General features: G+C 71.7%; 7 protein-coding genes and 1 pseudogene. 3 read left to right on the top strand and 5 right to left on the bottom strand.

What is annotated here, in order from left to right:
- Positions 1–166: 166 nt before the first annotated feature.
- Genes ACFZBP_RS03615 through ACFZBP_RS03605 form a run of 3 tightly spaced genes read left to right on the top strand, consistent with a single transcriptional unit; the run spans position 167 to position 7,068 of the window.
- Positions 167–2,176: a TOMM precursor leader peptide-binding protein gene (locus ACFZBP_RS03615; RefSeq protein WP_391409608.1), complete on the top strand. Its 2,010-nt coding sequence runs from the start codon at positions 167–169 to the stop codon at positions 2,174–2,176.
- A 21-nt stretch (positions 2,177–2,197) separates the two neighbouring features.
- Positions 2,198–3,814 carry a nitroreductase family protein gene (locus tag ACFZBP_RS03610; protein WP_391409607.1) on the top strand — a complete coding sequence of 539 codons (1,617 nt, stop codon included), beginning with the start codon at positions 2,198–2,200 and terminating at the stop codon, positions 3,812–3,814.
- 59 nt (positions 3,815–3,873) lie between these two features.
- On the top strand, positions 3,874–7,068 hold the full coding sequence (locus tag ACFZBP_RS03605) for a S41 family peptidase (protein WP_391409606.1): 3,195 nt from the start codon (positions 3,874–3,876) through the stop codon (positions 7,066–7,068).
- Positions 7,069–7,241: 173 nt separating this feature from the next.
- On the opposite strand, the gene ACFZBP_RS03600 is transcribed toward ACFZBP_RS03605, so the two are convergent.
- The 5 genes and pseudogenes from ACFZBP_RS03600 to ACFZBP_RS03580 form a co-directional block, all read right to left on the bottom strand.
- Positions 7,242–8,528 carry a lanthionine synthetase LanC family protein gene (locus ACFZBP_RS03600; protein ID WP_391409605.1) on the bottom strand — a complete coding sequence of 429 codons (1,287 nt, stop codon included), beginning with the start codon at positions 8,526–8,528 and terminating at the stop codon, positions 7,242–7,244.
- Positions 8,529–8,568: 40 nt separating this feature from the next.
- Positions 8,569–9,009 (bottom strand): SRPBCC family protein, encoded by a 441-nt coding sequence (locus ACFZBP_RS03595; protein ID WP_383446557.1) that lies wholly within the window; start codon positions 9,007–9,009, stop codon positions 8,569–8,571.
- Positions 9,010–9,068: 59 nt separating this feature from the next.
- Entirely contained in the window at positions 9,069–9,854 is a 786-nt protein-coding gene (locus ACFZBP_RS03590; RefSeq protein ID WP_383446560.1) for a polysaccharide deacetylase family protein, read from the bottom strand.
- A 66-nt stretch (positions 9,855–9,920) separates the two neighbouring features.
- Positions 9,921–11,342 carry a family 43 glycosylhydrolase gene (locus tag ACFZBP_RS03585; RefSeq protein WP_391410344.1) on the bottom strand — a complete coding sequence of 474 codons (1,422 nt, stop codon included), beginning with the start codon at positions 11,340–11,342 and terminating at the stop codon, positions 9,921–9,923.
- A gap of 51 nt (positions 11,343–11,393) precedes the next feature.
- A pseudogene (locus tag ACFZBP_RS03580) lies at positions 11,394–12,892 on the bottom strand (family 43 glycosylhydrolase).
- Between the last annotated feature and the right edge of the window lie 24 nt (positions 12,893–12,916).

Below are 12,916 nucleotides of genomic sequence, written 5' to 3'. Positions count from 1 at the left end.
GGCTAGGCCCCGGTCGCCGCCCCCCTGGTCCTGGTGGTGGGCCCCCCCCACCCCCACCCCGCCCCCTTACTTAACCGCCCCCGGGGGGGGGGGGGGGGGGGCCGGGCCCCCCCCCCCCCACGGCACCATCCATCCGGTCGACCGGCACAGGAGTGCGCTGAACACGATGGAGATAGTGACACTGCCACCGGAGGCGACGGCCGCCCCCGACGTGCTGGCCGTACGCGACAGGCTCGCGCGGGACGCGGCCGCATACGGCTTGACCTCGCGCGAACTGCTGGTGGAGATCGGCACGTTGGGGCTGCCCGGCGACTTTGGACCTGCCGGGCCACCCGAGTCGTGCCCGCCCGCCGACGCGGACGCCGGCCGGCTGGTCGTCCCCGTCCTGCTGTACCGGGACACAGCGCTGATCGGCCCCGTTCGGCGTCGCACCGCCACCGGGTGGCCGTGCGTGACGTGTCTGCGCCGCCGCTGGCTGCGGCTGCGCAGGGAGCATGAGCGCGAGGCACTCGAAGGGGACGGCGGCTGTTACGTGGTGGAGGGCGTCACGCCTCTCCTCGCCGAGTTCGGTACGCCCCACATCGCGGCCGTCCTCGCACGGCTGGTCGGCGTCGCTGTGGCCGACGTAGCCGTGAACGACGTACCCGTAGCCGACGTCGTCGAGGTGAACCTCTTCACCGGCAGGACGACCCGCCATCCCCTCCTCGCCGAGCCCGACTGCCCGCACTGCGGCCCAGGTCGGCCGGACGAGCCGCCGGAGGCCACCGGGTTTCCCCTGCCCCGCCCCGGTCTGGCGCCGGGCAGCTCCCGGCTGCGGAGCTGGCGGGAGTACGCGCTGCCGAAGAAGGCCCTGGTCAACCCGGTGTGCGGAGTCCTCGGCGCGCTGTCGACGGCCGCATCGCGCGGGGCGGCCACCAACGCCAACCTCAACGGCACCATGCGTCTCGGAGGGATGCGGACCGAGGGCGTCCCCCTCTACGAGGTGACCTGGTCCGGGCACTCCGTGACGTACGCCGAGAGCGAGGCCATGGCCTTCCTGGAGGGTCTGGAACGGTATGCGGGGCAGCATGCCCGCGGGCGCCGGGCCGCGGCCACGGCCTCGCTGAACGGACTGCGCGAGCAGTCCCTTCCCGCCCTGGACCCGAGAGAGGGCCTCCAGCACGGACCGGACTTCTACGCCGCGCGGCACACCGGCATGGTGCCCTTCTCCCCGGACCTGGTAGTCGACTGGCTGTGGGGTCACTCCCTGCGCGACCAGCAGGCCGTGCTCGTACCCGAGCAGCTGGCCTTCTACGGCCCCCGTCCGCCCGGCGTGCGCTTCACCACGAGCTCCTCCAGCGGCTGTGCCACCGGCAGCTGTCTCGAAGAGGCCGCCCTGTTCGGCCTGTTGGAGCTGATCGAGCGCGACGCGTTCCTGCTGACCTGGTACGGGGCGCAGCCGCCCGCCCGGATCGATCCCGCGACCTGCGGGCGCACCGGCACGGCCGCCCTGATCGACCGCATGCGGGGCGCCGGCTACGACATCCATCTGTTCGACATGCGCATCGACCTGCCCGTGCCCGCCGTCCTCTGCGTCGCCAAGCGCCGTGTGCCCGGACCGGGCGACGTGGTCTTCTCCGCGGGCGCGGCGCTGGAACCCGCGGACGCGGTGGCCTCCGCCGTGGGCGAGGTGTCGTCGCTGGTGGACAACTTCCCCGAACGTGTCACCAAGGCCGAGAGCGACCTCCTGGCCATGGCCGGGGACTACGACCGCGTACGTACCCTCCACGACCACCTCATGCTCTACGGGCTGCCGGAGATGGCCGACAGAACGGCCTTCCTCTTCGACTCGCCGCGGGCCGAACCACGCCCACTGGACGAGGCGTTCGCGGACTGGAACCGGATCCGGCCGACGGACGACGACCTGCGGTCGCGGCTCACCTTCTGCGCGCGGCTCGTCACCGACACGGCCGGCGGCGATCTCGCCGTGGTCGACCAGACCTCGCCGGAGCAGTACGGCATGGGGCTGCGCACGGCCGCGGTCGTCTCCCAAGGACTCATCCCCATCGACTTCGGCTGGGACCAGCAGCGAGCCCTGCACAGCCCGAGACTGCGTACGGCCGCCCACCGCGCCGGACTTCGCCGGGCACCCCTGGGTGACCACGAGATCCACCGCCACCCGCACCCGTTCCCCTGACCGAGCCGGAAGAGGAGAACGATGGACCAAACCCGCCCACCCCATCAACCCGGCGCGGCTCAGGCCGTGTCGGACTACGTCCACGCGGTGCGCACCCGCTGGACGGACCCCATCGCGCCCCCGGGGTTCGTGCCCGACTGGGCGGACCGCCCCGCCCCGCACACCTACTACCCGCAGACCGAGCGCCTGCCCCTGCCGCTGCACACGGTCAGCGCCACGACCCCCCGGGGCGGATACGACATGCCGCTCCTCGGCTCGTTCCTCCAGCTGTCCGCCGGGGTGCTGTCCCGCCGCTGGGAGATCGACCGGAGCCCCGACCGCGCACGGACGGAAACCGTCACCGGGGCCCGCTGGGGCAGAGGCACCCCGTCCGGCGGCGGGGCCTACCCCCTGGAGTTGTACTTGGCGGCCGGGCCGTCGGCGCCCGTGCCGGCCGGCATCCACCACTACGCCTCGGGTCTGCACGCCCTGGAGCAGGTGGCGTCGGGAGACCCCGTGCCACGGGTCCGCTCCGCCCTGCACACGCCGACCGACGGCCAGGACGGCGGCTTCCTGCTCTGCGTCCTGCGGTTCTGGAAGTCGGCGTACAAGTACAACAACTTCGCCTACCACCTGATGCTGCACGACCTCGGGGCGTTCCTCGGCTCCTGGGACCTGCTCTGCCGAGAGCACGGCACCGAGGGGGACCCTCGACTCGACTTCGACGACGCCGCGCTCTCCCGCCTCGTGGGCCAGGAACCGGGGGAGGGAGGGGTGCTGGCCGTCCTGCCGCTGCCCTGGGCCGAGCACGGGGCCGGCGCACGGGGCCAGGGTCCACTCGCCGCCGCCCCGCCGCGCGAGCCGGGTCCCGCCCGCCCGGTCCGCCTTTCCCCCTACGGCCGCTCCCGCCGAACGCGCGAGTTCCCCATGGTCACCGCCGTGCACCGGGCGACGTCGACCACCGGGGGCGGCGGCCCGTGCAGCCTCGCGGAGCCGCCGGAGGCGGTCGCCGTGGGGTCGGTCGCTGCGGAGGTACTGCCCCTGCCCGCCCTCACGCCCGCCCCCGCCGACCGCACCCGCCCGGCCCCCCTCGCCGATTCCCTCGCCCGCCGCGTCTCGGCCAACGGCCGCTTCAACGGCGTACGCCCCGTGGAGCTGTCCGCGCTGGGAGAGCTCCTCGCGGCGGCTGCGCAGGGCCGCCCGCCCGAGGTGTTCCGCGGCAGCACCCGGATACGGCTCGCGGCCCATCGGGTGACCGGTCTGGCCCCGGGCGTGTACGACTACCTCCCCGGCCGCCATGCTCTCGCGCCGGTCCCGGTCGACGTCCCGAACCTCGACGAACGCGTCTACGCCCTGTCCAACTACTCGGTGGGGCAAGCCGCCGTCACCCTCGTCCCGCACTGGCATCCGGAGCGCACCGTCGCCCGCGCGGGACCGCGTGCCTACCGGTACGCCGCCGTGGCCGCCGGTGCGAGCGCCCAGCGGATACAGGTGGCCGCCACCGGCGCGGGCCTCGCCTCCGGGATCGTCCTCGGCTTCCAGGGGCCCGTACTCGAAGCTGCGCTCGGGCTCGACGCGGACGGCCGGCACGCCCTGCTGTGCGTCTTCCTCGGCCACCGCCAGGAGGGCGAGGCACGTCTCGACGACCGCCTGTACTGACGTCCTGCACTGACGTCGGCGCGCCGATGTCTCCGACCACACCGCCGCCAGGAGTTCCGTTGCCGCCTTCCCCGCCCTCCTCGCCCACCGCCCGTTTTGCCCGCGGCTACCTCAGGGATCCGCATCTGCACGGCGACCTGCTGACGTTCGTCGCCGAGAACGACGTATGGATCGCCCCCGTCTTTGGAGGCCGGGCCTGGCGGGCAAGCGCGGAGCCCGAACGGGCCCGGCATCCGCGGTTCAGCCCGGACGGCCGTCGGGTGGCGTGGACCGCGTGGCGCGAGGGCGTGCCCGAAGCCGTCGTCGCCCCCGTCGAGGGCGGTGTCCCCGTCCAGGTCACGCACTGGGCGAACGCCCGTACCCGCGTGCTCGGTTGGCTCTCGCCGCGGGAACTCCTCGTGGTCAGCGCCGTCGGGCAACGCGCGACGCGCAGAACCTGGGCCCGGGCGGTGCGGATCGACGGCGGGCCGGACCGGCGGCTGCCCTACGGGCCGGTGGCAGGCGTGGCGCACGGTCCGGGCGGCGGCGTGCTCATACAGACGCCCTCGATGTTCGCCGAGGCCGCGCACTGGAAGCGGTACCGGGGCGGAAGCGCTGGGCAGCTGTGGATCGACCGGCGCGGGGACGGTGCGTTCACCCGGGTCCACGAGGATGTCGACGGCAACATCGAGTGCCCGCTGTGGGTCGGCGACCGTATCGCCTTCCTGTCCGACCACGAGGAGAACGGGCGGCTCTGGTCGAGCCTGCCCGACGGCAGCGATCCGCGCTGCCACACGGCGCACCCCTTCGCGACACGCGGCGCGGCCACGGACGGTGCCCGCGTCGTCTACCACAGCGGCGGCGAGCTGTGGCTGCTGGGCGGCCTCGGCCCAGGCGTCGTGCCCGAGCCGGTCGACATCAGTCTCGGCAGCCCGGCCGCCGCGCGGGCGGCGTACCTCGTCACCGGCGGCGAAGGGCTCGAGGACTTCGACACCGACCGGTCGGGCCGGGAAGCGGTCGTGACCGTACGGGGCTCCGTCCACCGAGTCGGCGGCCCGGCCGAGCCCACGACGGAACTCCCGAGAGAGCCGGGCACCCGAGCCCGGCTGCCGCGGGTCCTCGGGGACACCGGCAAGGTGGCGTACGTCGTGGTCGGCGGCGGTCGCGAGGCCCTGGAGGTCGGCGAACTGGTGGCGGCGCCCGGATACAAGGCTGCCTCGCACCGCTTCGGGGCCGGGCTCCTGGGCCGGGTACGCGAACTGGTCGCGGCGCCGGACGGCAGGTCCCTGGCGGTGGCCACGCACGACGGCCGGGTCCTGGTGGCGTCCGTCGCCTCCGGGGCGCTGACGGAGGTGGACCGCACCGACGGCGCCGAGGCCACCGACGTCGTCTTCTCCCCGGACTCCCGGTGGCTGGCCTGGTCGCACCCGGGCGCGAACGGCTTGCGGCAGATCAGGCTCGCGGACCTCACGGATCTCGCGGACCCCGGGAGCCGGGCGACCGGCAAGGTGGTGGAGGCGACACCACCGCGCTTCAGCGACCGCTCACCGGCCTTCACCCGGGACGGCCGGTATCTGACCTTCCTGTCGGAACGGGGCTTCGAACCGGTGCCTCAGGCACACCTTCTCGGCCCGGCGTTCGCCGCCGGCACGCGTCTGTGCCTGCTGCCGCTGGCCAAGGACACGCCGTCGCCGTTCAGCCCGCACGATCCGCGACGGGCCGTGGGCACCGGTCAGGTCACCGTGGACCGGGACGGCCTGGCGGAGCGCGTCGAGTTGTTCCCTGTCCCCGCGGGCGACCTCATCACCCTCCGTGCGGCCGAGGGCGGAGTGCTGTGGATCCGCAAGGACCCCAGCAGCGACTGGCTCGCCGAACGCGGCACCCTCATGCGCTGGGACTTCACGACCGCCCGGACGAGCGAACTCCGCCCCGACGTCGACGGGTTCGCGGTCAGCGGCGACGGCCGACGGGTACTGGCACGCACGGGCCGCACCCTGACGACCCTCCCCGCGGACCGTCCGGCCCAGGGGGACGAGGCGACGAAGATCGCCCTGGAGACGGCCCGCACCCGCGTCCACCCCCCTACGGAGTGGGCACAGGCCTTCGAGGAGGACGGCGAGTTGATCCGCGACGTCTACGTCCGCGCGGACATGGGAGGCGTCGACTGGGACGCCGTGCTCGACCGTTACCGTCCTCTGGTGGACCGGCTCGGATGCTACGACGACTTCGTGGACCTGCTCTGGGAGGTCCACGGCGAGCTGGGCTGCTCCCACGCCTACGTCAAGGAACGCCTGACGGCATCCGGCCCCGGCTCCGGCCCCCGGCGCCATCAGGGCCTGCTGGGGGCCGACTTCACACAGGACGCGGACGGCACCTGGCGCGTGCACCGGATACCGCGGGGCGACGCCTCTGTCGAAGGGGCGCTGTCCCCCCTGTCCGCGCCGGGAGTCGAAGTCCGCGCGGGAGACGCGATCCTGGAGATCGACGGAGTGCCGCTGCGTCCCACGCGTGGCCCGGCCGCGCTCCTCGCGGGCAGAGCGGGGATGCCCACCCGCCTGACCGTGCGCGGCGCCCGCAGCACCGCACCGCGAACCGTCACGATCGTCCCGCTCAAGGACGAGACACCGCTGCGCTACAGCGCCTGGGTGGCGGAACGACGCGAACTGGTCGACACCGCCTCGGGTGGACTCCTCGGCTACCTGCACGTTCCGAACATGCTGGGCCCCGGCTGGGCGCAGCTCCACCGGGACCTGCGGACCCAGTTCGACCGTCCGGGCCTCGTGGTGGACCTACGGGAGAACACCGGCGGCTACCTCTCCGAACTCGTCGTCGAGGCACTGTCCCGCCGCGTCCTCGGCTGGCGCGTGAGACGCGGCGGATCCGCCCTGAGCTACCCGTCCCTCGCCCCACGCGGCCCCGTCGTCGTGGTCACGGACGAGTTCACCGGTTCGGACGGCGACGTCGCCGCCGCCGCCGTCAAGGCCCTCGGCATCGGCCCGGTCGTCGGCAACCGCACCTGGGGCGGCGTGAACGTGATGGACTGGAACTTCTCCCTCGCCGACGGCACCGGCCTCATCCTCCCCCGCGAGGCCTACTGGCTGACACACCAGGGCTGGCACGTCGAGAACCACGGCGTCACCCCGGACATCGAGGTCTCCTGCACCCCCGAGGACTGGGCCCACCACAGAGACCCCCACCTGGAGACGGCAGTCCACACGGCCCTGACCCACCTCACCACCCAACCACCGGCGACACCACCGCGTCCGGTCTGGTGATACGGCCCCTAGGGGGTGTTTCGAAAGTCCCGCACAGCACCCACGGCGCCCGGCACGCACCCTCGCCGCACCGGCCAAAGGCCCAAGTACGTCCAGTACGAGCGCCTTCGTCCGGCACGCCGAGGGCACGCACCGGACACCGCGGGCACCGCACGGGACTTTCGAAACACCCCCTAGGCCCTGTCGTCAAATTCCCGCCTGCCGCGCGGCGCCGGCTGGTCGGGCCAGGCGAAGGCGTAGGCCGGATCGCCGCCCCGGCTGATCCTGACGTAACGGAGGAGTTCGCGCACGATGCCCGCGTTGCCCATCGCCCACCCGGTCTCCGGCTCGAGGTCGCTCGGGTCGGCGCGATGCTCGACGTTGGACCAGCGGGCGCCCGCGGGGTCGCGGACGGCGTGCGCGGCGATGTCGGCGACGAGGACGTCGGCGAACTCGGGGGAGTCGCCCTGCTCGGCGATCCGGTCGCAGGCCAGCGCCAGCACGCCCGCAGTACCGCAGCAACGGCCGTTGTTGTCCCAGAACCCGGGACGCAGCCGACGCGGCACCCCGGAGTGCCTGACGGTGTGCCAGCAACGGTCGGCTAGGGCCGACCAGGGGGCGGATTCACCGGACAGATCCCTCAGCAGCCGGAAGACCTGGGCGTCCCCGCTGGGCCCGTGACACCAGCCGTAGTTGTATCGCTCGACGACATCGGGGCGGTGACGCGGGTCGGAGTGGGGTACGAGAAACCCGTCGGGCCCGCCCTCGCCGCGTGACACGACGTCCGCCGCACCGGCCAGCGCGAGTTCGACGAGATCCTTGCGCCCGGTCGCGTGGCCGACGGCGGCCAGCCCGTACACGATGCCGAGCGTGCCGTGCGAGATGTGGTGCATACGTCCGGGTGCGCCGGGCCGGAACTGCCACCGGACCCCCGCAGAAGTCCGCTCGGCACTGCGGGCGTAAGGCTCCACCCCCTGCACCGCCAGATCCTCCGCCCCGAGCAGAAGCGCCCCGAGCCCGATACCCGCGTTGCCGCCCATCAGCTCGTACAGCTCACCCCAACGCTCCCCGTCGAACCGCGACCGCACCATCTCCACGGCCCGGTCCGCCGCACGCCCGGCCGCGGTGTCGCCCAACTCGTCGTGGACGGCCCGCAGCACAAGGGCCATACCCATGCGTCCGAAGTACAGGGAGTCGTCCTCCACCCCCTCGACGGCCCCCGCCAGCCCACGGGCGGCGCGCAGGGCGACCTCCGCGTAGGAGTCGTCACCGAAATGCCGCCAAGCCTCCAGGAGGACCGGAACGACTCCGGCCGTGCCGTTGTAGAGCATGGGTTCCAGCCCGCCATCGGAGGCCCTGACCGGCCACCCGATCCCGCCATCCCCATCATCCCGGGCGCCGGCGACCAACCACCGCAGCCCCTCCACGGCCAACGCCTCAACTTCGTCCGCCACCAACCCCGTTGCCCCAGTCACCGCCATGCCTTCACTCTGACACGACCACCCCGGAGCCCTCGCCCCCTCAATCCCCCCGAAGCAACCGATTGACCCCCCGCCCGAAGACATACCTCCCCACCCCCTCAACCACCCCGTCCAGTCCCCCCGGCAAGAACCGCACCCCGATCTCCTCCCGCCACACCACCCGTGCCCGTCCGCCCGGCCCGGGCCGTACCTCGAGCTCGGCCCAGCCCGTGATGGTCCGGCCTCGTTTCTCCAACCGGCAGAGACCTGGTGTGTCGTCGCCAGGTGGGTGCCAGACCGTGACCTCCATCGGGTCGGCGAAGGAGAGGGGGCCGATTCCGGTGCGGGCCACGACGAGGGTGCCCTCGTGGGTGGGGGCGGCGGGGGTGACCTCGATGCGGGTCAGAGGGACGGCCCGGGCGTGGCGGGGCCACTCCGTGAGGCGGCGCCAGGCCTCGTCGAGGGGGAGTGGAGCCGTGCGTTCGAGCTGGAAGTTCGCCACGAGGGGATTTTAGGGAATCAGACCTGGTCGTAGGCGCGGCCGGCCCCGGGCGGCGGGTCCTACCGGTACACCTTCCCGGCCTCGGCCTGTCCCGGCGCGAGCAACTGCGGCACCGTCACGAACACGAACCCGCGGGCCTTCAGCGTGTCGATGATGCCGGGCACGGCGGGCACGGTGCCGTCGTAGAGGTCGTGGAGCAGGATGATGCCGTCGCGGTCGGTCTGGTCGACGACGCGCTGGTGGATGAGGGCGGAGTCCTTGGTCGCGTAGTCCTTGGCGGTCACGCTCCACAGGACCTCGGCCATGCCGAGTTCGCGGCAGATCTCGTGGACCGTGTCGTTGGTGCGGCCCTGCGGCGGGCGCATCAGGGTGGGGCGGCGTCCGATGAGGCGCTCTATCTCCTTGTTGGGGCGGTCCAGTTCCTCACGTATCTCGTCCGGCTCCAGCTCCGTGAGCCGGTGGTGGTTCCAGGTGTGGTTGGCCACCTCATGGCCCTCGTCGGCCATGCGTCTGACGAGCTCCGGGTACTTGGCGATGTGGTTCCTGCCCATGAGGAAGAAGGTCGCGGGGACCTCCTTCTCCTTGAGGATGTCGAGCAGCCGCGCGGAGTGCTCGCTGGGGCCGGCGTCGAAGGTCAGCGCTATGCACCTGGCCTTGTCGCAGTCGACGCCGCCGGAACGGGCGGCCTTGGCGTGGGACGTGGCCTGTGCCCGGGCTTCGCTGGGCGACGTGGTGTCCAGGCGGACGTACTGCGTGAGGGCCACCAAGGAAGCGGCCGCCACCGGAACGGCAGCGGCACACAACCAGACCCAACGTTTCTTCATCTTGTTGATCAGAAAAGGCATGCCGCGACTATACAGGGCGAGTATACACGCCATGTATAGTGAAGGTCTGCGGCCTGACCTGCTGGTTTACTGCGCGTAGAACGTGGCGTCCGCCCGATCCGTCGCCGTGCTCGGCGTCTGCACCTGGAGCAGGTACTCGTAGTGCCGGACGTAGCGGCCGGCGAGGTTGTACGACTCGTAGGAGACGCCCGCCGAGTCGGCCAGCCCGGCCCGCTTGTAGAAGCTGGCGTCGGACGCGAACTGCGCCGTGCCGTCGTTCTTCTCCAGCCACACCTCGAAGTTCTTGTGCCGCAGGTAGTAGCCGGGGAAGTTGGCCGACTCCAGCGAGACCGTGCCGCTGCCGGTCAGCCCCGTGACCACGCGGAACTGCGAGTCCGCGAGCGGGGAGACATCGGCCTCGATACGGGCGCGGTACTCCCAGTGCCGGATGAAGCGGTCCGCGAAGTTGTACGACGAGAAGCGCTGCGGAGTGACCCCGTCGGCGACCGGGATGCCGAAGTCGGGGGTGCCGTCGGCCTTCCAGTACAGCTTCTGGAAGCGGGTGCGGCGGTTGGGGTCGTTGAGCGGGTCACCGCTGATGTTCTTGTAGTCGCGGTCGTGGTAGACGAGGATGTCCGACTTGCCGTCCTCGGAGACGGTGAAGCTGTTGTGACCGGGGCCGTACTGGCCGGTGGTGTCGTTGCTCTTGAAGACCGGCTCGGGGTTCTTGGTCCAGGACGCCGGGTTCATCAGATCGGCCGTGGCGTTGGCGGTCAGCAGGCCGAGGCAGTAGTTGGCGTCGGTGGCGCTGGCGGAGAAGGTCATGAAGACCTTGCTGCCGTGCTGGAGGAAGGCCGGGCCCTCGTTGACGATCGCGCCGACCTTCTCCCAGGCGTGGGTGGGCCGGGCGATCATCACGGGGCTGCCGGTGATGGTCCAGGGGTTGGCCATCCGGGCCAGGTAGATGTTGGTGCCCGCGCCGACGGCGGGGTCGTTCTGCGCCCAGCTGAGGTAGCGGGTGCCGTTGTGCACGAACGTCGTGGCGTCGAGCGAGAAGGTGTCCAGGGGCAGGGAGATGCGGCCCTTCTCGGTCCAGGTGCCGGTGAGCGGGTTGGCGGAGCTGGACTCCAGGACGTACGGCCGGATCCGCCACTTGTCGTTGGACCAGCCGGCGGTGAAGTAGACGTACCACTTGCTGTCGATGAAGTGGATCTCCGGGGCCCAGATGTGGGCGCCCATCTCACCGCTCGCGTGCTTGGTCCAGATCGTGGTCTCCGGGGCGGTGGAGAGGCCCTGAAGAGTGGTGGCCCGGCGCATGACGATCTTGTCGTATGCCGGAACGGTCGCTGTGAAGTAGTAGAAGCCGTCGGTGTGCTTGAAGATGTGCGGATCGGCGCGCTGCAGCGCGATCGGGTTGGTGAAGGTCACCGCGGGGGAGGCGGGCGCGGCGGCCTGGGCGGTGGGAGCGGGCCCGGCGAGGCACGCTGCGAAGGCGACGAGGACGGCCATGAGCAGCCGTACGGCTATGCGTCTCAAGGGGGTTCTCCAGATCAGGGGAGGTCAGGTCGTGGGGACGAGGCGCCACTGCTGGCAGTTGTTGTTCAGCCAGATCCACTGCCGTACGTCGGTGCCGTTCGCGGTGCCGCAGTCGGCGACGTCGGCGACCTTGCCGGTGGCCTCGTTGACGATCCGGACGTGGTCGCCGCTCGCGGTGTGGACGAGGCGGTAGCGCTGGCACTTGTTGTTGAGCCAGGACCACTGCCGGATGTCGGCGCCGTCGGCGGCGGAGCATGTGGCGGTGTCCATCACCTTGCCGGTGGCGACGTTGACGAGGCGGTTGGTGTCGTCGCCGAGGTCCTCGACCTTCCACTTCTGGCTGGCGCCGCCGGTGCAGGTCCACTGGAAGATGTTGGCGCCGTCGGCGGTGCTGCCGCCGTTCACGTCCAGGCACTTGCCGCTGTTGCGGTTGACCAGGGTGTAGCCGTCGGCGTCGCCGTGGTCTCGCCGGACGGGCCGGGGCGGGTCGTGCCGAGGGCGACCGGCGTGCCGAAGTTCGGGGTGCCGTCCGCGTTCCAAGTGAACTCCTGGGCGCGGGTGGTGCGACCGTTGCCGCAGCCGCCGTTGGACGCGGAGTTGGCGTGGTAGACGATCCAGTTCTCGGTGCCGTCGGGCGAGGTGAAGAAGCCGTTGTGGCCGGGGCCGTACACGCCGCCGGCGTCATTGCGCTGGAAGACCGGGGTCTGCTTCTTGGTCCACGACGCCGGGTTCAGGGGATCGGATCCGGTCAGCTCCAGCTGGCCGAGCTTGTAGTCGGGGGTCCCGCAGAAGCTCGCGGAGTACGTCAGGAAGGTGCGGCCGTTGTGGTATAGGGGCTCGGGTCCCTCGTTGACGGGGAAGCCGGAGCGCTCCCAGTCCAGGGTCGGGCTGGAGATGATCGTGAACTTGTTGCTGGCCAGCGTGTACGGATTGCTCAGCGGCGCGATCACCAGGCTCTGCGTACTGCCGTTGATGAACCCGCTGCCCAGCAGGTACAGCTTGTTGTCGGCCCGGAGCACACTCGCGTCGATCAGCCAGCCGCCCGGCGTGAGGTTGGACCCGGTGAGCGAACCCTTGTAGGTGTACGGGCCCATCGGGTCGGTGCCGGCGCTCTCCAGGACGTGCGTGCGCTGGGAGTCGCAGCAGGCGACCCCCGCCTGGCCGGCCGAGTAGTACACGTACCAGTGGCCGTTGAACAGGTGCATCTCCGGCGCCCAGAAGTTGGTGTTCCGGGTCGACGTGGTGTCCGAGTACACCTGCACGTTGGGCGCGGTCGCGAGGCCCGCGAGGGTCGGTGACTTGCGGATGCCCAGGATGCCGGTGAACGTCGTGGTGATCAGGTAGTAGTTGCCGTCGTGGTACTGGAGCCAGGGGTCGGCGCCGTTGGACGACTTCAGCGGGTTCGTGTACGGACGGCCGTCCGCCGCGGACGCCGGTTGGGTGGTCGCCATCAGGGCGAGGAGCGCCGCGAGTACGCAGAGGATCAGCGATCTGCGGCGCTTCCTGAGCGGCGGGTGGGGCATCCGGGGCATACTCGACCATCCATG

This window comes from Streptomyces sp. NPDC008086 (assembly GCF_042957325.1).
Taxonomy (GTDB): domain Bacteria; phylum Actinomycetota; class Actinomycetes; order Streptomycetales; family Streptomycetaceae; genus Streptomyces.
The sequence above is the reverse complement of the archived record's forward strand: the minus strand, read 5'-3'. Positions and strand labels throughout refer to the sequence as shown.

Bases quoted from the DNA above. Each gene is read 5' to 3' on its own strand.
- ACFZBP_RS03615 (WP_391409608.1), top strand. From the start codon at position 167: ATGGAGATAGTGACACTGCCACCGGAGGCGACGGCCGCCCCCGACGTG.
- ACFZBP_RS03600 (WP_391409605.1), bottom strand. From the start codon at position 8,528: ATGGCGGTGACTGGGGCAACGGGGTTGGTGGCGGACGAAGTTGAGGCG.
- ACFZBP_RS03590 (WP_383446560.1), bottom strand. From the start codon at position 9,854: ATGCCTTTTCTGATCAACAAGATGAAGAAACGTTGGGTCTGGTTGTGT.
- ACFZBP_RS03610 (WP_391409607.1), top strand. From the start codon at position 2,198: ATGGACCAAACCCGCCCACCCCATCAACCCGGCGCGGCTCAGGCCGTG.
- ACFZBP_RS03585 (WP_391410344.1), bottom strand. From the start codon at position 11,342: ATGGCCGTCCTCGTCGCCTTCGCAGCGTGCCTCGCCGGGCCCGCTCCC.